Annotated in this window: 18 protein-coding genes; 12 read left to right on the forward strand and 6 right to left on the reverse strand. The window is 34.6% G+C overall.

Features of this window, described 5'->3' with window-relative positions:
• Nucleotides 1-31: 31 nt before the first annotated feature.
• The 6 genes from EDB96_RS08960 to EDB96_RS08985 all read left to right on the forward strand — a co-directional run bounded on the left by EDB96_RS08960 (nucleotide 32) and on the right by EDB96_RS08985 (nucleotide 10112).
• Nucleotides 32-601 (forward strand): RNA polymerase sigma factor, encoded by a 570-nt coding sequence (locus EDB96_RS08960; RefSeq protein WP_134140244.1) that lies wholly within the window; start codon nucleotides 32-34, stop codon nucleotides 599-601.
• 194 nt (nucleotides 602-795) lie between these two features.
• On the forward strand, nucleotides 796-1935 hold the full coding sequence (locus EDB96_RS08965) for a FecR family protein (RefSeq protein ID WP_134140246.1): 1140 nt from the start codon (nucleotides 796-798) through the stop codon (nucleotides 1933-1935).
• Nucleotides 1936-2067: 132 nt separating this feature from the next.
• Nucleotides 2068-5715: a SusC/RagA family TonB-linked outer membrane protein gene (locus tag EDB96_RS08970; RefSeq protein ID WP_134140247.1), complete on the forward strand. Its 3648-nt coding sequence runs from the start codon at nucleotides 2068-2070 to the stop codon at nucleotides 5713-5715.
• Between the two features lie 4 nt (nucleotides 5716-5719).
• Nucleotides 5720-7144, forward strand: coding sequence for a RagB/SusD family nutrient uptake outer membrane protein (locus EDB96_RS08975; RefSeq protein ID WP_057116372.1), 1425 nt, complete (start codon nucleotides 5720-5722; stop codon nucleotides 7142-7144).
• A gap of 5 nt (nucleotides 7145-7149) precedes the next feature.
• The gene (locus EDB96_RS08980; protein ID WP_134140248.1) at nucleotides 7150-9594 is read left to right on the forward strand and encodes a zinc-dependent metalloprotease; all 2445 of its coding nucleotides are present in this window, start codon (nucleotides 7150-7152) and stop codon (nucleotides 9592-9594) included.
• Nucleotides 9591-10112 carry a DUF3347 domain-containing protein gene (locus EDB96_RS08985; RefSeq protein ID WP_134140250.1) on the forward strand — a complete coding sequence of 174 codons (522 nt, stop codon included), beginning with the start codon at nucleotides 9591-9593 and terminating at the stop codon, nucleotides 10110-10112. The genes EDB96_RS08980 and EDB96_RS08985 overlap by 4 nt, the downstream gene beginning before the upstream one ends.
• Before the next feature lie 151 nt (nucleotides 10113-10263).
• Here the strand turns inward: EDB96_RS08985 and EDB96_RS08990 are convergent, their stop codons facing one another.
• Together EDB96_RS08990 and EDB96_RS08995 are read right to left on the reverse strand one after the other, a co-directional pair.
• Nucleotides 10264-11082, reverse strand: a complete 819-nt coding sequence (locus tag EDB96_RS08990; protein ID WP_134140252.1) for an alpha/beta fold hydrolase — start codon at nucleotides 11080-11082, stop codon at nucleotides 10264-10266.
• Nucleotides 11083-11314: 232 nt separating this feature from the next.
• Nucleotides 11315-11812 carry a hypothetical protein gene (locus tag EDB96_RS08995; RefSeq protein WP_134140254.1) on the reverse strand — a complete coding sequence of 166 codons (498 nt, stop codon included), beginning with the start codon at nucleotides 11810-11812 and terminating at the stop codon, nucleotides 11315-11317.
• A gap of 227 nt (nucleotides 11813-12039) precedes the next feature.
• On the opposite strand from EDB96_RS08995, the gene EDB96_RS09000 reads away from it, so the two are divergent.
• The 6 genes from EDB96_RS09000 (at nucleotide 12040) to EDB96_RS09025 (ending at nucleotide 17540) form a co-directional block, all read left to right on the forward strand.
• Nucleotides 12040-13008 carry a YheT family hydrolase gene (locus tag EDB96_RS09000; RefSeq protein ID WP_057116367.1) on the forward strand — a complete coding sequence of 323 codons (969 nt, stop codon included), beginning with the start codon at nucleotides 12040-12042 and terminating at the stop codon, nucleotides 13006-13008.
• A gap of 253 nt (nucleotides 13009-13261) precedes the next feature.
• The gene (locus tag EDB96_RS09005) at nucleotides 13262-14089 is read left to right on the forward strand and encodes an STAS domain-containing protein (RefSeq protein WP_134140255.1); all 828 of its coding nucleotides are present in this window, start codon (nucleotides 13262-13264) and stop codon (nucleotides 14087-14089) included.
• Nucleotides 14090-14131: 42 nt separating this feature from the next.
• The gene (locus EDB96_RS09010; protein ID WP_243839326.1) at nucleotides 14132-14506 is read left to right on the forward strand and encodes an STAS domain-containing protein; all 375 of its coding nucleotides are present in this window, start codon (nucleotides 14132-14134) and stop codon (nucleotides 14504-14506) included.
• Complete coding sequence (locus tag EDB96_RS09015; protein ID WP_057116364.1) at nucleotides 14487-14900, forward strand: anti-sigma regulatory factor; 414 nt, start codon at nucleotides 14487-14489, stop codon at nucleotides 14898-14900. Before EDB96_RS09010 ends, EDB96_RS09015 begins: the two co-directional genes overlap by 20 nt.
• Nucleotides 14893-15906, forward strand: coding sequence for a SpoIIE family protein phosphatase (locus EDB96_RS09020; RefSeq protein ID WP_134140256.1), 1014 nt, complete (start codon nucleotides 14893-14895; stop codon nucleotides 15904-15906). Before EDB96_RS09015 ends, EDB96_RS09020 begins: the two co-directional genes overlap by 8 nt.
• Before the next feature lie 5 nt (nucleotides 15907-15911).
• Complete coding sequence (locus EDB96_RS09025) at nucleotides 15912-17540, forward strand: sensor histidine kinase (RefSeq protein WP_134140257.1); 1629 nt, start codon at nucleotides 15912-15914, stop codon at nucleotides 17538-17540.
• 56 nt (nucleotides 17541-17596) lie between these two features.
• Here EDB96_RS09025 and EDB96_RS09030 read toward each other — a convergent pair whose 3' ends face one another.
• The 4 genes from EDB96_RS09030 to EDB96_RS09040 form a co-directional block, all read right to left on the reverse strand.
• Nucleotides 17597-17878 carry a hypothetical protein gene (locus EDB96_RS09030; protein ID WP_134140259.1) on the reverse strand — a complete coding sequence of 94 codons (282 nt, stop codon included), beginning with the start codon at nucleotides 17876-17878 and terminating at the stop codon, nucleotides 17597-17599.
• Nucleotides 17879-17884: 6 nt separating this feature from the next.
• Entirely contained in the window at nucleotides 17885-18049 is a 165-nt protein-coding gene (locus EDB96_RS21045; protein WP_157848504.1) for a hypothetical protein, read from the reverse strand.
• Between the two features lie 250 nt (nucleotides 18050-18299).
• Nucleotides 18300-18863 (reverse strand): ferritin-like domain-containing protein, encoded by a 564-nt coding sequence (locus EDB96_RS09035; RefSeq protein ID WP_134140260.1) that lies wholly within the window; start codon nucleotides 18861-18863, stop codon nucleotides 18300-18302.
• 17 nt (nucleotides 18864-18880) lie between these two features.
• On the reverse strand, nucleotides 18881-21022 hold the full coding sequence (locus tag EDB96_RS09040) for a catalase (RefSeq protein ID WP_134140261.1): 2142 nt from the start codon (nucleotides 21020-21022) through the stop codon (nucleotides 18881-18883).
• Between the last annotated feature and the right edge of the window lie 116 nt (nucleotides 21023-21138).

Here is a 21138-nt window from a genome sequence, read left to right on the forward strand (position 1 = left end):
TTGCTTTTTTGATTCTCAACCCTTCCCATAAATGCCTGTTTATAGCGAATATGCTGATCATATTTTAGTTGATCTTCTTAAAGAAGATGATCAGCTAGCGTATACAGAAATTTTTGAAAGGTATTCGAAACTTTTATTGAATCATGCCTATAAAATACTTGAAAATCAAGATGAGGCTAATGACGTTGTTCAAGAAGTTTTTCTTTCGATCTGGAACAAACGTTACGAATTGATACTAACAGGATCTCTTTCTTCCTATTTATATAAAGCGGTAAAAAATAGAGTGCTCAATTATATCGCTCATGAAAAAGTGGTTTCCCGCTATGCCGATTCCATTTCTAATTTTGTTGAAAACGACTATGTATTTGCTGATTCTAGTCTTAGAGAAAAAGAATTAGAAGCAATAATTGCAAGAGAAATTGCTTTGCTTCCCGAAAAAATGCGCGAAGTTTTTCTTTTAAGAAAAGTAGAGGAACTTTCATACGATGAAATTGCACTTCAATTAAATATTACAGACAAAACAGCTAAACAGCAAGTTTATAATTCCGTTAAAATATTACGAGAAAAACTCAAAAATTTCATGGGTGTTTTTATGTGGTAGCTATGTCGCTGTTTTTTTGTTAATTTCCTTGGTAAAATCTTACGATATCGTTGTAATCCGTAAAGAAGAGTTAATACTATTCCGGCTTTATTAATGATATAATAATAATTTTTTAATTTTTTTTGTCATTGTCTATGACAAAAGTCATTTCTAACTGTCTTACTTAAAACGGGACCAAATTTCGTATTGTATTTATGAATGAAACGGAAATCTTAGCATTGCTAAAAAAATATCAGGAAGGGACTTTATCTCATGAAGATAAAGACAAACTCGATGCCTGGTATTTGCATAAAGCTTCGAATAGTAAAAGCCAGCTTAATGAGTATGAACTACAGGATAGTTACAAATTGCTGCAATCGAAATTACCTTTGTATAAAGAAACAAAAGTAATTCGCATTTGGCCTCGTGTTGCTGCGGCCGCATCAATAGTCGTATTATTGGGTACGGGAATATTTTATTTCACCAAACCCAAACAACAAAATATTGAGGTTGCTGCAAAACCACAAGAAATTGCTCCAGGAGGCACTAGAGGAATCTTAACGCTTTCTAACGGAAAACAAATTGTCCTGTCTGCGATTTCTGGAAAAGATACAATTGCGAAAGAAGGAGACGAGCAAGAGGTGACTATTAAAATGGGAGCAAATGGTGTTATTACTTATATCATTAACCCAAATGCTGATGCTTCAAAAGATGATCCAGATTCATTTAATACGCTTTCAACTCCAACAGGAGGACAGTATAATATTGTCTTGGCAGATGGAACCAAAGTATACTTAAATACCGTTTCATCCATTAAATATCCAACTCAGTTTAACGGCGATCAAAGAGTTGTGGAGTTAGAAGGAGAAGCTTATTTTGAAGTAGCCAAAAATAAAAATAAACCTTTTATAGTAAAGTCAGGCAACCAGTCGATTGAAGTACTGGGAACTCATTTTAACGTCCATGCTTATAATAATGAATCGGTTTTAAAAACCACTTTATTAGAAGGAAGTGTTGCGGTTTCTTATAAAAATCAAAAATCAATTTTAAAACCCGGACAGCAGTCTAGTGTATCTGACAATTTTGCTAAAATTAAAATTAAAGAAGTGGATACCGAAGCTGCGATTGCATGGAAAAACGGCCGTTTTAAATTTGATAATGCCGACTTAAAAACAGTAATGAAACAACTGGAACGCTGGTACGGAATTAAAGTAGAATACCGCGGCGATGTTTCGGATGTGAGATTTAACGGAGGTACGTTTATGAATAAAAATTTATCTGAAGTATTAAAAGTACTTGAGCTTAGTAATATAAAATTTAAGGTCGAAGGAAAAACAATTATTGTTTATTCCTAAAGCTAGATTTACCGTATATATTGGTCTATAAACTAAAAAACCAGAGGCAGTTGCGATGCTTCTGGTTGTTATAAAAGTTTATAGCCAGTATAAGTTGTCCACCTATTGTTTAACTATAACCAATGTAAATGTATGAAATTAAATTTACAACCAAAAAAACCTTACAAAAAATCTGGAAAAAATATTCCCAGATTTAATTTTTCTACTTGTTTAAAGATATTCGGTGCACTTATTATGCTGCTTTGCAGTTATTCAGGAAAGGCACAGAATATTACCATTAATTTTAAAGACGCACCGCTTGAAACGGTTTTAAAAGAAGTTGCTAAACAAAGTAACTACGAAGTCTTTTATACTCAGAAATTACTCAAAGACTCGAATCCTGTTACTATTAATGTAAAGAATTCGAGTTTAAAAGAGACATTAAACCGAATTTTCAGTTCGCAAAATTTAAAATACTCGCTTACCAATCAAACCATTGTGGTAACTGCAGGAAAAGAAAAAACGGAAAATTTGGGAAACGGATCAATCGACGTCCGAGGAAAGGTCTTAAATAATAAAAATGAGCCTTTTCCTGGAGTCACTGTTACCCTTGTAGGAACAAACAGAAATAGTATAACCGATTTTGACGGAAGTTTTACATTTGATAATGTTCCAGAAAATGGCATTCTTGAATGCTCTGGATTGACTATTGAGAAAAAATCTTTTGGTATCTCAGGCAAAACACAGCTGACCCTAGTTGTAGAGGACAAAGTGGCTGCGATGAAAGAAGTTGTGATAACGGGATTTCAAACCATAGCAAGAAGTAATTTTACTGGAGCAATTGCCAAAGTTGATGAAAAAACATTAAATGAAAACATTAATACTGATTTATCAAGTGCGCTGGAAGGTCGTGTTGCAGGTTTGATGTTTCAAAAAAATCCAAGCGGCGCTGCAGCAGATAAACCAATTTTAAGAGGTATTGGTACTTTTTCTTCTCTTGAAGTTGGTTACAGTCCGCTTATTGTAATAGATGGTCTTCCAACAGAATTGACTCTAAATGATATTAATCCTTATGATATAGAAAGTGTAGACGTTCTTAAAGATGCAGCTGCGGCTTCTATTTACGGTTCAAGAGCAGCAAATGGTATTATCGTCTTAACAACCAAAAAAGGAAATGGGAAATTAAAAGTAAGTATAAATTCAGATTTCTTTATTGCCGAAAAACCGAATTTGCGAGATATGAATTATGCTTCTACAAGTGATATAATTGATCTTGAACAAGCTGTATACAATAGAGAAAGAGCCAGATTTGCAAACACATCGACGATGTTTAACAATTATGGAGATATTGGAAACAGCAGTATGAAATATTACAGTCCTCTTTATCAACTGAACAGAAATTTGGAAGAGGGAAAAATTAGTAATGCTGATTACGACAGCACACTTGCGCAATGGAGAAAAAACGACTACATACAAGATTATCATGATAATGTATGGCAGAATGAATTCAGACAGCGTTACAATATTGCATTTTCTGGTAGTACAAGTAAACAAAATACGTACGTGTCGTTAAATTACGACGAATCAAAAAATCGGGTAAAATTCAACCAAAGCAGAGCCTTTAATCTTTATGCAAAAAGCAGTTTTCAGATCAATAACTGGTTGAATGCAACATTTGGGGTAAATGGAACTTATAGCAATGACGACGTAACCGATGGTGATTATAATGATTACCTGACTATTCAAAAAAGATACGAGCGAATTACAGATGACAATGGAAATCTTGTAATAGCACCTTTTGTTGGAATTAGAGATGGTTTTACTTCCAGCGGTGTTATTAATCCGGCTGTTGCCGAAAAACTGGCAAGTTTAAGTGGTTTTAAACCAATGTCTTTTAATATTTTAAACTCACTTCAAGAAGGGATTGAGAAACAAAATTCACTAAGTTTAAGAGCATTTGCTAACCTAAAAGCTAAAATTTGGAGAGGACTAAGTTATAATACACAGTTTCAATATGAGGTAAGAAGAAACGATAATGAACAGTATTATGACATTAACTCTTATAAAATGCGTTATGCAATTAATACACTGACAGGATATAATCCAACAACAAATGTTTATACACCAGTAGAAGGCTTTTCTACAGGAGGACGTTACGAACAATCTAGTAATCAATCTACTAATTACTCTTTTAGAAATCAGTTAGACTATGCTGAGGAATTTGGCGAAGGGAAACATTCTATTAATGCTTTAGCCGGTTTTGAAATGCGCGAGACTTTTCTGCCAAGAACTGTCGAGTCGCTGCGTTATGGTTACGACCCTGTAACGCTTACATCGGCTGTAATGAATAATCTTGCGTTAAGTCAGACTGGAGTTTCAAGTTATATATTCGGAAACAATAGAACTTTAGGGGCTTTAGCGAGAACACAAAAAGAAATACTGCACCGTTATTTTTCAGTATTTAGTACTGCGAGTTACACCTATTTATCTAAATATAACTTAACAGGAAGTTACCGTGTAGATAGAGCAGATTTATTTGGAGTAGATCCGAAGTATAAAAATCGTCCTTTATGGTCTGCAGGTTTAGGATGGAATGTCAGCAATGAAGAATTCATGAAAGAAGTAAAGTGGGTAACCTCTCTTAAACTTAGAGGAACTTATGGTATTAACGGAAATATAGATCAAAGTACAACTCCATACATTACCGCTACAAGAAGAAACGATAACTTATATCAATCTTTACAATACACCAATATTACAGCACAGCCTAATCCTATGTTAAGATGGGAGAAAACGCAAAGTACAAACGTTGGTTTAGATTATAGTTTGTTTAGGGCGAAGTTAAATGGTAGTATCGATTTATACCGTAAATATAGCAGCGACTTATTGGCAACGACAGATTTAGATCCTACAGTGGGAGCTTTGACAAGAAGAATTAATGCGGGAGCCTTATTAAACAAAGGAGTCGAATTTACTGTTGGGTCTGAATGGTACAACAATGGTAGTTTTCGTGTAGCTTCTAATGTTGTATTTGCTTACAACAAAACAACTGTTAGAAAAGTGACAAGAGCACAGTCATCAGCTTCTGTATATATTGCTTCGCCTGGAGATTTCTTTGAAGAAAATGAATTGTACAATAGTTTATATGCATACCAATACGGAGGAACAACAAATGGTTATCCGTATGTTTTAGATGAAAATGGCAATCCATCAATTACTTTTGATGCAAATGGCAATCCAATTTCTACAAGTATAAAAACGGTAACAAATCCCGATGCATTAGTAAACATGGGAAGTTTAATGCCAACTTATACAGGTTCGTTATCACAGCGATTTTCGTATAAGCAGTTTGATTTGAATTTCTTATTTGTTTTCTCTGGCGGGAACGTAATGCGTAAAGAAGTTCTGGCGATGGATACAGATGTGGTAAACCTATCAGGTATTGCAGATCGTTACACAGATGCCAATCAAAATGGTAATACGCGTTTATATGTAGATTTAGACGAAAGTGTTAGAAATTACGCAACTACTATAAGCAGCCAGTGGAAAAATTCAAGTGCAAATGTTGTAGATGGAGATTATATCAAACTTAGAAACATTTCACTAGGTTATAATCTGCCAAAAACCTTTGCTGCTAAAATGAATATTTCATCAGCAAAATTTACTTTTCAAATGAATAATATTTGGTATTGGAGTGCAGCCGGAAATCGTATCGACCCAGAAGTTTACAGCGCAAACTCTGCTACACGTAATTTGCCATCGCCAAAAACGTATTTATTAGGCTTTAACCTTACTCTTTAAAAAAATGAAAAAGATATATATAACACTGCTGTCGTTGATGATGCTTACAGTAACATCATGCGAAGATTATACAGATATTACGCCAAAAGGAGCTTTAGTTATTGAAACACCAGAACAATTTCTTGAATTGGTATCGCTGCCAAACAGAGGTTATCCAATCAATAACTTTCAGTATTTGTCAGACGATCAATGGATGAAAGAAGCAAACGTAATAGGCAAAACTCCAAATGTAGATATTGTCAATTTTACTTTTGATGAAAGTGTAGATAGAGTCTCTTTAATTGGAAGTTCTAGTTTTTATAATCAGGCTTACACCTATATTAACAGATGGAATACCATTATTTCATTAGTAGATGAGAGCAAAGGCGATGAAAACACGAAGCGTTTAGCAAAAGCAGAAGCTAAAATTTACAGAGCTTACGATCACTTTTTATTGGTGAATACTTACGCAAAAGGTTATGATCCTCAGACTGCTGCTACAGATGGCGGAATTTGTATTATGGATAAATTTGATTTAGAAGCACAGCCTTCAAAATCTACCGTAGCCCAGGTTTACGATTTTATTCAGAAAGATATTGAAGATGCACTGCCGTTTCTTCAAGAAAAACCACTTGACATTTACCATCCTTCATTAGCTTTTGCTTATGCATTTAAGGCTAAAGTTCATTTGTTTAAACGTGAAATTGCTCAAGCAAAAGAAGCTGCAGAAAAATCATTAAGCTATAACAATCAAATATTTGATATGGTTGCTTATAATGCCCAAGGCGGACCAAATGTACTTGCTGTACCGGCTGCAAATAATGTCGAAGTGCTAAGTTATATGTATATGACGGGTTACAATGAGATGAACTTTGCGTATCAATATATCATCAGCCCTGAGCTAAGGACTTTATTCGGTACAAACGATGCGCGTTTTAATTTGTTTTTCAATACTACAAGCGCAACCAATCTGGATCAGGGTTCAAATACAGCCTATTGGGCAACGGTATATACAAAATTCTTTTATCCGACAGTTGGTATGAAAACAACAGAGGTATATTTAATGCTGGCAGAATGTTACGCAAGAGATAACCAGTTTAAAGAAGCCGTTGATGTTTTAAATACCTTAAGAGCAAAACGTATTTTATCTGGTACTGTTAACTTAACCGTTCCAACTACTCGTAAAGAAACAATGGACTTGGTTATTAACGAAAGAAGAAAAGAACTGCTTTTAGGCTTTAACCGTTTCTTTGATTTAAAAAGATTAAATACCGAAACAGAATACGCGAAAACGGTTACGAGAGTATTTCCAATTGTAAACAAAACTGTTCCTCAAAAAACATATACGTTACAGCCAAACTCTCGATTATACATTATACCATTTCCTTTATCTGTTTTGCAAAAGAATCCTAAACTTACCTTAAACACAGACGAAAAGGTTCCATTTTAATTCTCATGAAGAAATTATTTATTTTAACAATCATGCTGGTGGCTATTCACCAGCATGGTTTTGCCCAAACGCCCGAAAAGAAAGCGGATAGTACGAGTACACAGCCGAAAGGTTTACAACCCTACGAGAAAATCATAAAAGACAATTCTAAAAATAAAGCTGGTCTTTTTACGATTAGCCAGGTAGATACGAAGTTTTACTTTCAAGTTCCCGACAGCTTATTTAATAGATATATGCTTGTCGTAACAAGATACCTTTCTACTCCAGAAGGAATGGGGGTTTTTGGCGGTGAAAAAGCCAACGAGCAGACTATTTATTTTGAGAAAGGAGCAAATAATACCGTTTTTTTAAGATCGTTACAATACAAACAAGATGTCCGCAACGCAGATTCTATGCTTGCAAAAGCATTAGCAGGTAGTAATGAAAATCCAATTGTGGCCGCTTTTCCAATAAAAACAACCAATCCTGAAACGGGAAATGTTGTTATTGATGTAACTGATGCCTTCAAGAAAGATAATCCAATGTTTTCTTTGGAAAGTAAAGAGAAAACAGAGAAAAAACTAACCTCTCTTGCAGATGATAAATCTTTTATTGAATCGATCGATACCTATCCAATTAACATTGAGGTAAAAACAACAAAAACGTACACCAACTCAACAGCGAGCAGCGGAAGTGTAACCTTACGATTAAATACTTCTATTGTACTATTGCCAAAAACACCAATGCGCAAACGTTTTGCCGATGAAAGAGTTGGTTTTTTTGCCAATAAATATGTTTTGTTCGATGATGATGAGCAGCGTGCGCAAACGAAATTCATAATTCAGCGTTATCGTTTGGAACCAAAAGACAAAGACATTAAGAAATATCTAAATGGCGAATTGGTTGAACCTAAAAAACAAATTGTTTATTATATCGATCCTGCAACGCCAAAAAAATGGAGACCGTATTTAATTGCAGGAATCAACGACTGGCAGAAAGCTTTTGAAGCTGCAGGTTTTAAAAATGCAATTGTGGGTAAAGAATGGCCGGAAGACGATAAAACAATGAGTTTAGAAGATGCAAGATATTCTGTAGTAAGATATTATGCTTCTGAAACACCAAATGCTTACGGACCACGTGTGAGTGATCCAAGAAGTGGAGAAATCATCGAGAGCCATGTTGGCTGGTATCACAATGTGATGAAATTAGTGCAGAGATGGTACATGATTCAGGCAGGACCTTTAGACGCCAGAGCTAGAAAAATGCATTTAGATGATGAATTAATGGGGCAATTAATTCGTTTTGTTTCTTCTCATGAAATTGGTCATACAATTGGTTTACGTCATAATATGGGAGCGAGCAGCGCAACTCCGGTAGAAAAATTAAGAGATAAAAAATGGGTTGAAGCAAATGGACATACCGTTTCTATAATGGATTATGCACGTTTTAACTATGTTGCACAGCCAGAAGATAATATTAGTCCGCAAGGTATTTATCCACGAATTGGCGCTTATGACAAATGGGCTCTTAAATGGGGATACAGCTATTTTCCAAAAGCAAAAGATGAGTTTGAAGAAGAAAAAATGCTTGCAAAACTAACGACTGACAGCTTAACTGCAAATCCTAAATTATGGTTTGGAGGAGAAGGAAAAGATGAAGATCCGCGCAGTCAGACAGAAGATCTTAGTGACGATGCAGTAACTGCAAGTGATTACGGAATCAAAAATTTAAAGCGTGTAGTTCCAAATCTTATTCAATGGACGTATCAGCCAAATGATGCATATGATAATTTATCAGATATGCACAAAGCAGTTGTAAGACAATATGGTTTGTATTTATATCACGTACTAAAATATATAGGTAACAACTACATCACTAAAAGAACTGTCGATGAAAAAGGTGTAGTATACCAGCCCGTTCCAAAAGCAAAAGTAAAAGCAGCGATTGATTACGTAGGAAGACAATTGTTTGTTGCGCCTCTTTGGATGTATCCGCAGGAAATTAATCAATTAATTGCTTTAAAAACGGAAGATCAAATAGCAGATCAGCAAAATCAGGTATTAAATATGCTTTTGAGTTCTGGAATGCTTTATAACATCAGCCTTAAAGCAATGCAGTCAGAAGGAGCTTATACCGTTCCTGAATTTTTAAACGATCTGGGGCAAACCGTATGGATAAATTTTAGCGGGAATGAAAAATTAGATTTTTACAGAAGAGGTTTACAGCGTAGTTATATTGAAAAACTAAACTTGTTGTTATTGCCTAAAGAGGCAGACCCAGGGAAAGCTTTAAATACAGCGCAGCGCAGTGATGTACGATTATACGGAAAACAACATTTGGTCAAATTAAGAGCTGATGTTACAAAACTAATGAACGGAACAGCAGGATTAAATAAAGAACATTTCGAAAGTATTTTGATTGAAATCGATAAAATCCTTTCAAAAATTAATACCACTACAACTACAATATGAAAAAAATAATAGCACTAGCATTTATTTGTTTAAGCAGTCTGGCTCAGGCTCAGTTAACATCAAAAGAAGAAGTTGCTCCGGAATTGACAGCAAAACGAGAAGCACAGAAAAAAGAAATCACAAACAATTATCTGGCTTTAAAAAACAACCTTCTAATTTCAGATAGTATTGCAGTTGTAAAAAATGCCACAGCATTACAGAATTCATTACAGAGTTTTAAGTTTAAAAAACTAACTCTCGAGAAAATGAACGAAGCAACGATAAAAAGAAAAGAAATCATAGAACTTGCAGCCGAAGTTGCTTCAACAAAAAACATCAATAAACAGCGCAAAGTTTTTCAATCATTGTCTGTCAAGTTTTGGGATCTGGCACCTAAATTCAAAGCAGAAGATACTGCATTGTTTTTACAAGTTTGTCCCATGACCGGGGCAGGATGGGTGAGTGACAGTAAGGAAATCAAAAATCCTTATTATCCCAAAAATATGTTGACTTGCGGTGAAGTGAAAGCAAGTTTATAGTTTTTTTTAATTGAATTAGTTTGATAAATGCGGTATCCTTAATAGGAGCCGTATTTGTTTTTTAGCCAAAATCATAATTACCTAAAAACGAAAAACCTCCCAAATCAAAATATTTTGGAGGTTTTTTATTTAGAAAAGCAGTTCGTTATTTTTAAGATTTAATAAATTCTAAAATATCTTTATTAATAGTCGCAGCTTCAGTTGTTGGCATACCGTGAGGAAATCCTGGATAAGAAATTAGTTTACCGTTTTTCAATAATTTAGCAGCTTTCGGTGCTTGATTATAAGGAACAATTTGATCGTCTTCTCCATGCAGTACAAGAACAGGAATATCTAAACTCTTAAGATCTTCTGTAAAATCAGATTCAGAGAAAGCCTTAATTCCTTCATAATGTGCTAAAACAGAACCCATCATTCCCTGACGCCACCAATTATGTTTAATTCCTTCCTGAACTTCTTTTCCTTCGCGGTTCCATCCGTAAAAAGCAATTGGAAAATCATAAAAATATTGAGCTCTATTAAATCCAGTACCTTCTCTTATTTCGTCAAAAACAGATAGCGGAACACCATCAGGATTGGCTTCATTTTTTATCATAATTGGCGTTACTGCACTAATAATAATTGCTTTTGCAACACGTTCTTTCCCGTATTTTGCTGCGTAGCGAATTACTTCACCGCCGCCGGTTGAGTGGCCAATATGAATAGCATCTTTTAGATCAAGTGCAGCTGTTAATTCCGCAATGTCTGATGCGTAGGTTTCCATGTTATTTCCTTCAGAACTTTGACCAGAGCGACCATGCCCGCGTCTATCATGTGCAATAACACGATATCCTTGTTTTAAGAAAAACATCATTTGTGCATCCCAATCATCACTTGATAAAGGCCATCCGTGGTGAAAAACAATTGGTTGTCCAGTTCCCCAATCTTTATAATAAATTTCTGTTCCGTCTTTTACTGTAATTGTACTCATTTTTTTGGTTTTTTAAGATTAATAAATTTAGGAATATCCCAATTTGGTATTTGTTATTAAGATCTAAGTTTTTATCTGTTTTTTTTTCTTAGATTTCTTTTACAAATTTATATAGGAGGCAACAGCCTATCGATTAATCTAGATTAAGTTCTGAGAATTTATTTGTAAAATATTGTAATTTAGGTTTTTATATAAATTTAGCAGAATAAATTTAATTAACACCTTATATTTATCATTTCTTTTTATTCTCAAGCTGCACCTTAAATTTACCCCAATAAGGATTGTCAGCCATTTGCGAATGTCCAATTACAATAATATGGTTTCCTTTTTGCGTTAGCGGAATTTTCAAATCCATTCCAAAAGGTCCGTCTGAATTTTTATTTGGGAAAATAATTTGATTGAAACGAATGTTTCCTTTGCCTGCAGCTGGAATAATATTGCCATTCAATTCGCCTAAATCTTCATTTTTAAACTTAACATATACTTTTGGATGAATAGAATCCAGTAAACCATCAGCAATAAATAAACCTTGCTCATTTTTAGAATCCATGAAGATTGTGTCACCTACTTGTTTGTTTATTTCTTCTTTTGTATTCGTGACCATTTTAGTAGTTAAAGTGTCTTTATTGGTAGCAATTGAATCTGAGTCAGATACAGAAGTGTTTTTATTTTCTTTTGATTGACATGAAAAAAAGAAAATTGATAATAAAAGCATTAATAGATTTTTCATAATTGTATTTTTTAGTAAATCGTTTCAAATTTATTTGTTTTCAGAGAATGAGCTATTACATAATAGCATTTCGATTTTGCAAGATCTAGACATAAATGTATTTTTTCCTTAAAAAACACATTCGCATATTATTAATAATTCAGAAAATTGAAATTAAAAAGGCTGTATTAAATTTCCTATCGATTGATTTCTTAGCTTTGTATAAAGCACATTAAATCTTTTTTATCATGCCACTAATTGAACAATCAGAATATGATTTTCCTTCTATTATTCATCGAAACAGGCACGTTTCTACTATTTATGCTGCTTTGTTTAAGAAGTTTGATGTGCCAGGATACACAAGAGAAAAACTGGAGTTAAATGACGGTGATTTTATCAATATCGATTTTATGATAAATGATCCTAAAAAAGCGGTTATTCTGTGCCACGGTTTAGAAGGAGATTCCAGAAGAACTTATAATAACAGCTGTGCAGCTTATTTTCAGCAAAAAGGAGTTTCAGTCTTTGCATGGAACAATCGTACCTGTGGAGGAGAAATGAACCGCCTGCCAAGACTTTATCATCATGGTGCAGTTGACGATCTGGATGAGGTCGTGCAGTTTGTTTTAAAAAAAGGATTCGAAGAAGTTTATTTAATCGGATATTCAATGGGCGGTGTACAGCTTTTAAATTATTTTGGCTGGACAAAACTCGACGAACGCATAAAAGCAGGGGTTTCTATTTCAGTGCCAACTCATATTGCCACCAGTGCAGAAGTACTCAAACAAGGATTCAACAGAGTTTATCTGAAGAATTTTACAATTGATATTAAAAGAAAACTCAAATATAAAGCGGCTCAGTTTCCTGATTTTATTAACCGTGATCAAATCGATAAAATTTCTTCGTTTGATGAAGTGGATCAATATTTTACGGCACCGCTGCATGGTTTTGCGAGCAGAGATGACTATTACCAGCAGGTTTCCCCTGAATTTTCACTTAAAAATATTACCATTCCGGTTTTAATTATCAATTCGCTTGATGATCCTTTTTTAGGTGAAAGATGTTATCCCAGAGCTATAGCAAAAGAAAGTGAATACGTGTATCTGGAAACTCCAAAATATGGAGGTCACTGCGCTTTTCCGCTGCGTAATTCAACGTATTCCTATGCAGAAAAAAGAGCTTATGAATTTTTTGAATCCTGCAAGGCATTAGCATAGTATTATTTCCTGAAAATAACCTAATAACAACTAAATGTTGAAGCAAAAAATTAAGGTTGTTTGTATGATGATTTTTTAAATTTTTATAATTGCTTCATACAATTTTTCTCAAAATTAATAAGTAATTACCTGTCATATAAAACGATAAAAGTTTCAAAATTTAGTAATTTTTTTTTTACATGTATTTTCTTGAATTGGAAATTATGGAGAATTATTTGTCTATATTTACATAAATATCCAAATATCACAGCAAATGCAAAATAATCTCCTTGGAAGCTTGAAAGAGCACCAAAACAAATTATTGACTACATGGTCTCAGCTTTTACAAGCAAATGGTTCTACTGATGGGGCGACAGAAGAAGAAGAATCAAAAGAGTTCGCAGCCCTTTTATTAGACGCCTTACAGCATTCAAACGGCAATACAAACTCACAAGAATTTGAGAGAGTAAATGATCTGCTAATTGGAATTTCAAGTTCAAGAGGGAGACGTGGTTTTTCACCTCGTGAAAATGCTCAGTATTTAATTGCTTTTAAAGAAGCTGCTTCAAAAATCCTTTCAGAAATTGAGCCTGAATCTTCAAAATTATACGACGCAAATTTACAGCTAAGTACACTTTTGGACAATATGACGATTCTGACTTTCGAATCTTATATGAAAGGACGTGAAGATGTTATCGCTAGACAAATTGATGAAATCAGCGAAATTTCTACTCCGGTTATTAGAGTTTGGGATGGCGTTGTGGCACTGCCTATTATTGGTACACTTGACAGCTCAAGAACTCAGGTTGTAATGGAAAATCTTTTACAGCAGATTGTTGATACAGGAAGTTCTATTGCTATACTTGATATTTCAGGAGTGCCTGCAGTAGATTCGCTTGTAGCACAACATCTTATAAAAACGGTAAGTGCAACCAGATTAATGGGAGCAGAATGTATCATTAGTGGTATTCGTCCTGAAATTGCGCAGACTGTAGTGCATTTAGGAATAGATCTTACAGGAATTATTACGAAAGCTTCACTTGCAAGCGCTCTTCAAACAGCTTTTGACATGCTTCAGCTTACGGTTGTGAAGAGAAAATAACGAATTAAGATTATTGAAATGGAAAGAATTCCTATACTCAAGATGGGAGATTTTCTTCTAGTTACAATACAAGTAGATTTGTATGACCAATTAGCGGAAAATCTTGAATCTGATTTAATAAATACTATAAATAAACATAATTCAAAGGGTGTCCTAATTGACATATCAGCGGTTTCTATTATTGACTCTTTTATGGGACGAATTTTAGGAAATATTGCGGTAATGTCAAAAATTATGGATGCACAAACAGTCGTAGTAGGTATGCAGCCAGCAGTGGCTATTACACTCGTCGAACTTGGATTATCTTTAAATGGTGTTATAAGTGCCTTAAACGTTGAAAAAGGCATGGATTTGCTTCGCGCGAAAATGTACAATGGCGATAACGAGGAGCAGGTATATGACGACAGCAACGAATAAAGAAGAACTGCTTATTGTAAAAGAGCAGGATGTAGTTCCGTTACGCAATCGTGTAAAGGAATATGGCGTACAGATTGGAATGAGTATTTTAAATCAAACCAAATTAATTACGGCCACAAGCGAACTCGTCCGTAATCTTTTAAAGTATGGCGGAGGAGGAAAAGTAATTATTGAATCTGTAAGCAACGGACGCGATAATGGCGTGCGTGTGACTTTTATTGATAAAGGACCGGGAATAAAAGATATTGGAATGGCTATGCAGGATGGATACAGCACCGGAAAAAGTCTTGGACTTGGCTTGCCAGGGACAAAAAGACTAGTGAATGAATTTGATATACAAACCGAATTAGGAAACGGCACAACCGTTACTATAATAAAATGGAAAAATGGATAATACTTTTTCCGTTTACAAAATTGACGATAGAAGCTTAATTGCTTTTATAAAAAGAGAAATACATAATTTAGCATTACAGTTAGGTTTTACACCACACAGAGCTGCTGAAACGGATATTATAATTGCAGAACTTACTTCTAACCTTATTAAATATGCCGACGGCGGTGATCTGCTTTATAGAGCGCATTACAACGGAAGTCATAATGAAATAGAAATTTACTGTCTGGATAAAGGAATAGGAATTGAAAATGTAACCAAAATAATGAATGATGGTTACTCTACTTCAAATACACTTGGTCAGGGACTTGGAGCAATCAAAAGATTAAGTAATGATTTTCAGATTTACTCCATGCGCGGATGGGGTACTGTGCAGTACATAAAAATTTGTGATAAGGCTGATTTTTCCGTTATCCATTCAGAAAATGAATTAAACCTTTCTGCTATAAGTGTAAATTATCCTGGTGAAAGAGTTTGCGGGGATGGATATTACATTAAATATAGTAAAAAAGGTTTTCAGATTTTTTGCGGCGACGGATTAGGTCACGGTGCAAAAGCAAATGAAGCCGTACAGCAGGCTATAAGAGCCTTTAAACAATGTACAGAGAACGATCCAGCATCTATTTTACGATATGTTCACGAACACGCTAAAAAGAGCAGGGGACTTGTCGCAACTATTGCCTGCGCAGATTATACAACCGAAACTTGGAATATATGCGGTATAGGAAATATCAATACACGTATCTATAACGGACTTGATAATAAAACTTATACGCCTTACAATGGTATTATTGGGCATAATATACCACGTACCTTAAACAATACGGTTGTTCCTTATCAAAAACATCAAATTATTATTATGCACAGCGACGGACTCCGTACTAGATGGAATCTCGCTGAGCTGACTTCGATAATTAAGCAAAGTCCTGGTATTATTGCTTCGGCTTTATATAAAGACAATGTAAGAGGAACAGATGATGCTACAATTTTGGTTGGAAAAATATTTTAGGGATTATGAAGGAAATTGTAAAAATTAATCTTGATAATGAAATGGACCTTATACTGGCCCATAAGCGTTCAATGAAAATTGCGGAAATGTGTGGCATGCCTTTACAGGCTCAAACCAGATTTTCGACAGCAGTTTCAGAAGTAGCAAGATGTTCCATAGCTAATGGAAAAAACTCTGTACTGGTATTAGGAATTAATATTATCAGAGCTACTCAAAAAGAGATATTGGCTGTTCTTACGGATGAAGTTGATCTGAAAAAATGCAATCCCGAGGCGTATAAATATGCAGCCAAAATATCTGGAAATATAGAATATATTTATACAGATAACCATTCAAAAACCACTCTCAGTCATCAAGTGCCTTCACCAGGACTTCTTTCAGATGCAAAAATAAAGACATTGGTAGACTACTTTAAATACGAACCGCCAATATCTGCTTATGATGAAATCAGAAAAAAGAATATTGAGCTTGTAGCACTTTCCGAAAAGCTTGGAGAAAGTGAAAATCGCTATAGAAAGTTAGTTGACACTATTCCTGTTTTAATCTGTATTGTAAATGACCGCAATAATGTACTGCTTTCAAATAATGCCTTCGAAGCCTATTTAACAGCACCTTTTAGTTCTTTTGATAAAAAAAGCATAAGTACTTTTATACATGATGATGATATAGATCTTTTGATTGAAGGATGGAGCAGAGCCAAAAAGATTAGAGGAGATTTTTCGGCAGATATTAGAATTAAAAAAGATGATTATTATATCTGGCATAATGTTTCTATTATACCTAATAAATCTGAAGATGGTTCTTTTAGCAGCTGGCTTATTTATTTTGTCAATAATAATGCTCAGAAAATGATTGTTGAAGCCCTAAAAGACAATTCAGAATTAAAGGAGATTCAGCTTGAGCTCGAAAGTGCAAATTCAAAATTAAAATTCAAAAATAAAGAGCTGGAGCAATTTGCTTTTATAGCCAGTCATGACCTGCAGGAACCACTTCGAAAAATTATGATCATGCTGTCACGCGCATCAGAACATCTGACTGAAGAGCAGAAACAACTGTATTATTTTGATAAGATAACCTCTGCTGCGGGCCGATTGTCCAATTTAATATCAGATGTACTGAATTACTCGCGTATTAATAATCATGATAAATTTATTGGCAAAGTTGATCTTAATGAAGTCATCTCAGAAACTTTAGATGATTTAAGCCTGATTATCGAAGAAAAAAATGCAATTGTAAACGTAAATGTGCTTCCAACTGTGACTGGGCTTGAACCTCAGCTTCGTCAGTTATTTTATAATTTGATAAATAATGCGTTAAAATTTAATACTTTACAACCAGCGGTAACTATATCTTATCAAGAAATCTCAGCTAGCAGCGACAAATCTTTTGATCAGGCTGCTCCTGTAGGTAACTTTCACGTAATCTCGATTGCAGATAATGGTATCGGAATGAATAATGAATATTCAAGCCGTATTTTTGATATGTTTCAGCGTCTGCACCAAAGAGATCAGTATGGCGGAAATGGTATAGGTCTTGCTCTCTGCAGACGTATTATTGAAAATCATAACGGAATTATTAACTTCACCAGTATTCCTGAAGAAGGAACAACTTTTTGGATTTATCTGCCTGTTTAAGGCCATATAAATAAAGAAGCCGCCTAAATTAGGCGGCTTGCTGTAAGAGAATATCATTATTCGTTATCATAACTGTCTCTTTCTTTCTTAATACTTTCTTCAGAATCTTGATCTTCGTCATCTTCATCGTCAAGATCATTTTCTAAATCATCATCGTCCTCTTCTTCAAGATTGGCATCTTCATTAATAACGAAATCCGTACTATAATCTGGTTCTGCATTTTCTGTGATAGAATGATCTACAGGAGGCAAATCAATATCTGGATCTTCATATTCATCTCGGTCGTTTTGAAAATACTGGTCTTTTTGCCCGTAATTTTCTTTTTCATCTAAATTCATACATCACTATTTTTTAGTTGTGGTTGTTCCTTTTTTTGTATCTGAAGCAACTTTTGAATCTTTCTTAGAATCATCTTTAGAATTGCTTTTTGATGCACTTTCTTTTTTATCAGTTTTTTTATCTGATGCCTTAGCACTATCAGTGCTTTTTTTTGTGTTTGAAGTATTCATAATGTTATTTTTTTTAAATTTTTATACTGTAAAAGTACACTTGCTTTATGTCTATAATTTTACATATGTATTTGTATTAATTGTATAATTAACAGTTAGTTAGGTTTAAGTATTGGAAGTTTTATGCTTGAATAATTGTTTGGATAATTTGGCTAGTAGTTTACTCTGCGTTCATCAAAAAAAAACATCTGCATTGTACAGATGTTTTTTAGTGAAATTGAAAAATATAAGTTAAAATGTTTGAAGAAGTTTATTCGGCTGCTACAATATTAACTGCATTTAAAGCTACATCATTCAGTATGCAGTCAGCTTCTTTTTCTTCTGCAAGAGTTTGCGTTAATAATTTTGCAGCATCATTCTCTCCCAGCGTTTTGGCAAAAGCGACTAAGGTTCCGTATGTTGCAATTTCATAATGTTCTATTTTTTGCGATGCGGCAATTATTCCAGCATCTCTCACCGCTCCAGGAGTAGTTTCAAGAAGAATGCTGTCTCCTTCTTTAAGAAGTCCAGCCATTGCTTCACATTTTTTTCCTTCGGCTTTTTCACCTAAAAGATCAAAAACTTGTTCTAATCTTTTAACTTGGTTTTTTGTGACATCAAGATGTTCTAATACAGCACTAGCAAGCCCTGGATCAGTAGCGTTGTCAGCCATTTTTGGAAGAGCACCTACTAATGCATTTTCAGCCCAGTAAATGTCTTTAAGACTGTCAATAAAAAGATCTTTTAATTCTGTTGCAGCATCTGATGCAGGTTCAACAAAATTCTTGTTATTTTTTGCTGCTTTGTTTTCTATAGGTTTTTCTGAATTTTTCATGTGTTTTTTCTTTGAAATTAATTGTATAAGTTTGGTTCACGCTGCCAAAAACGGTGCATTGTCATTGCAGCGATAAAATCTTGAGCAAATCCTTCAGTTGCTACATCGCTTGTTATAATAATTCCAGCGTCATCATTTGTGATTTTTGAAGCAAAAGGTGCGCTGCTGATGATTTCTGATGCTTCGCCATCTGCTCCAATAACTTTACAGTGTTTGTAAGCGTCATTAACGAATTCTAGAAGATCTTCATTTTCTGCCAATGTATTTAATCCTAATCCGTGTGGAATGTAAACAGCATCAAATAATACCGATGAAGCCGTTAAAAAACTAAATTCGGCAGCAATTGCACCATCAGAATCAGTTATAATTGACCCTAAATGTGGCGCAATAATACATCCCTTAGCGTCTTCTTTTTTAAGTGCTTTTTTCATATTCAGAACAGCAGCTTCAGAAACGCCATCAGAACAAATAATGGCTACTTTTCTAGAAGCAATTGTTGGTGAATTTGTTGGATTTTTAATCATGCTCAATGCTTCTGAAGCAGAAACACTAGATTCTACAGTTTGAGGTTCTTGAGGACCGCCTTCGTTTTCAGGAGATACACCTTTATTAATCGGTGTTTCCAAAATTGGCGGAACAGTAGCTCCAAGTCCAAGAGCCACTTTTTCAGCAAGAGTGGTATCAATTTGCGAAAGCAGTCCTAACATTCTAACTCTTATGGCAGTAGTTTCTACTTTCCCAAGTTCAAAACGCAATGCTTTTACAATATGGCTTTTTTCTTCTGGGGTTTGGCTGTTAAAAAATAATTTTGCCTGCCCAAAATGATCATTAAAGCTTTCGCTTCTTTCTCTTACTTTATGCGCATCAACTCGTTCATTAAAACTTGCAAAACCGCCTTGTTCAATTTTTGCTTGATAAGGACAGCCGCCGCCAAGTGAATTAGGATGATAACTTACGCGACCTTTATTAATTTCCTGACGCATATGTCCGTCACGTTGATTATTGTGAACTGGAGCGACACTTCTGTTAATTGGGATTTCATGAAAATTTGGACTTCCTAATCTAGAAAGCTGTGTATCGGTATACGAAAATAAGCGTCCTTGTAAAAGAGGATCATTACTAAAATCAATTCCTGGTACAATATGACCCGGGTGAAAAGCAATTTGTTCTGTTTCTGCGAAGAAATTATCTGGATTTTTGTTCAGAACCATTCGGCCGACAATAGTTACCGGAACTAATTCTTCAGGAACTAATTTTGTTGGGTCAAGAAGATCAAATTCATACTTATTTTCATCTTCAGCAGGAATTACTTGAACGCCTAATTCCCATTCTGGGAAATTACCCATTTCAATTGCTTCCCAAAGATCTTCTCTGTGAAAATCTGGGTTTTTTCCTGAAATTTTTTGCGCTTCATCCCAAGCAACAGCGTGAGTTCCTAATTTAGGTTTCCAGTGAAATTTTACAAAAACAGATTCTTCTCTTTCGTTGATCAATCTGAACGTGTGCACTCCAAAACCTTCCATCATTCTATAACTTCTTGGAATGGCGCGATCAGACATTACCCACATGATCATGTGCATGGATTCTGGCATTAATGAAATGAAATCCCAAAAAGTATCATGCGCAGATGCAGCTTGCGGCATTTCATTATGAGGTTCTGGTTTTACTGCGTGAATAAGATCGGGAAATTTAGCGGCATCTTGTATAAAAAACACAGGAATGTTGTTTGCAACTAAATCATAAATACCTTCTTGAGTATAAAATTTAACTGCGAAACCTCTGGCATCTCTAGCAAGATCTGTAGAGCCTCTTGATCCTGCAACGGTAGAAAATCTTGCAAAAACAGGAGTTTTAAGACCTTTTTCTTTAAGAAAACCTGCTTTAGTTAATTCTGGAATTGGATTGGTTACTTCAAAAAATCCATGTGCTCCTGATCCGCGTGCGTGAACAATTCTTTCTGGAATTCTTTCGTGGTCAAAATGCGTTATTTTTTCCCTTAGTATGAAATCCTCGAGTAGAGAAGGTCCTCTTTCTCCAGCTTTCAGCGAGTTGTTATCATCATTAATTCGCAGGCCTTGATCTGTGGTTAGAAATTTGTTTGTGCCATCTGATTTGTTGATTGATAAATCGCGTTGTTTTTCGTCTTGAAAATTTTTCATAAAATATCTTATTAGTTAAATACTTTGAAATTTTGAAAAATTATAACCCTTACTTGTCAGATCTCTAGCTAGTTAAAAGTTGTAATTTTTCTTTTATCAAATGTAAATTATCCTAA

This window comes from Flavobacterium sp. S87F.05.LMB.W.Kidney.N (assembly GCF_004366435.1).
Classification (GTDB): domain Bacteria; phylum Bacteroidota; class Bacteroidia; order Flavobacteriales; family Flavobacteriaceae; genus Flavobacterium.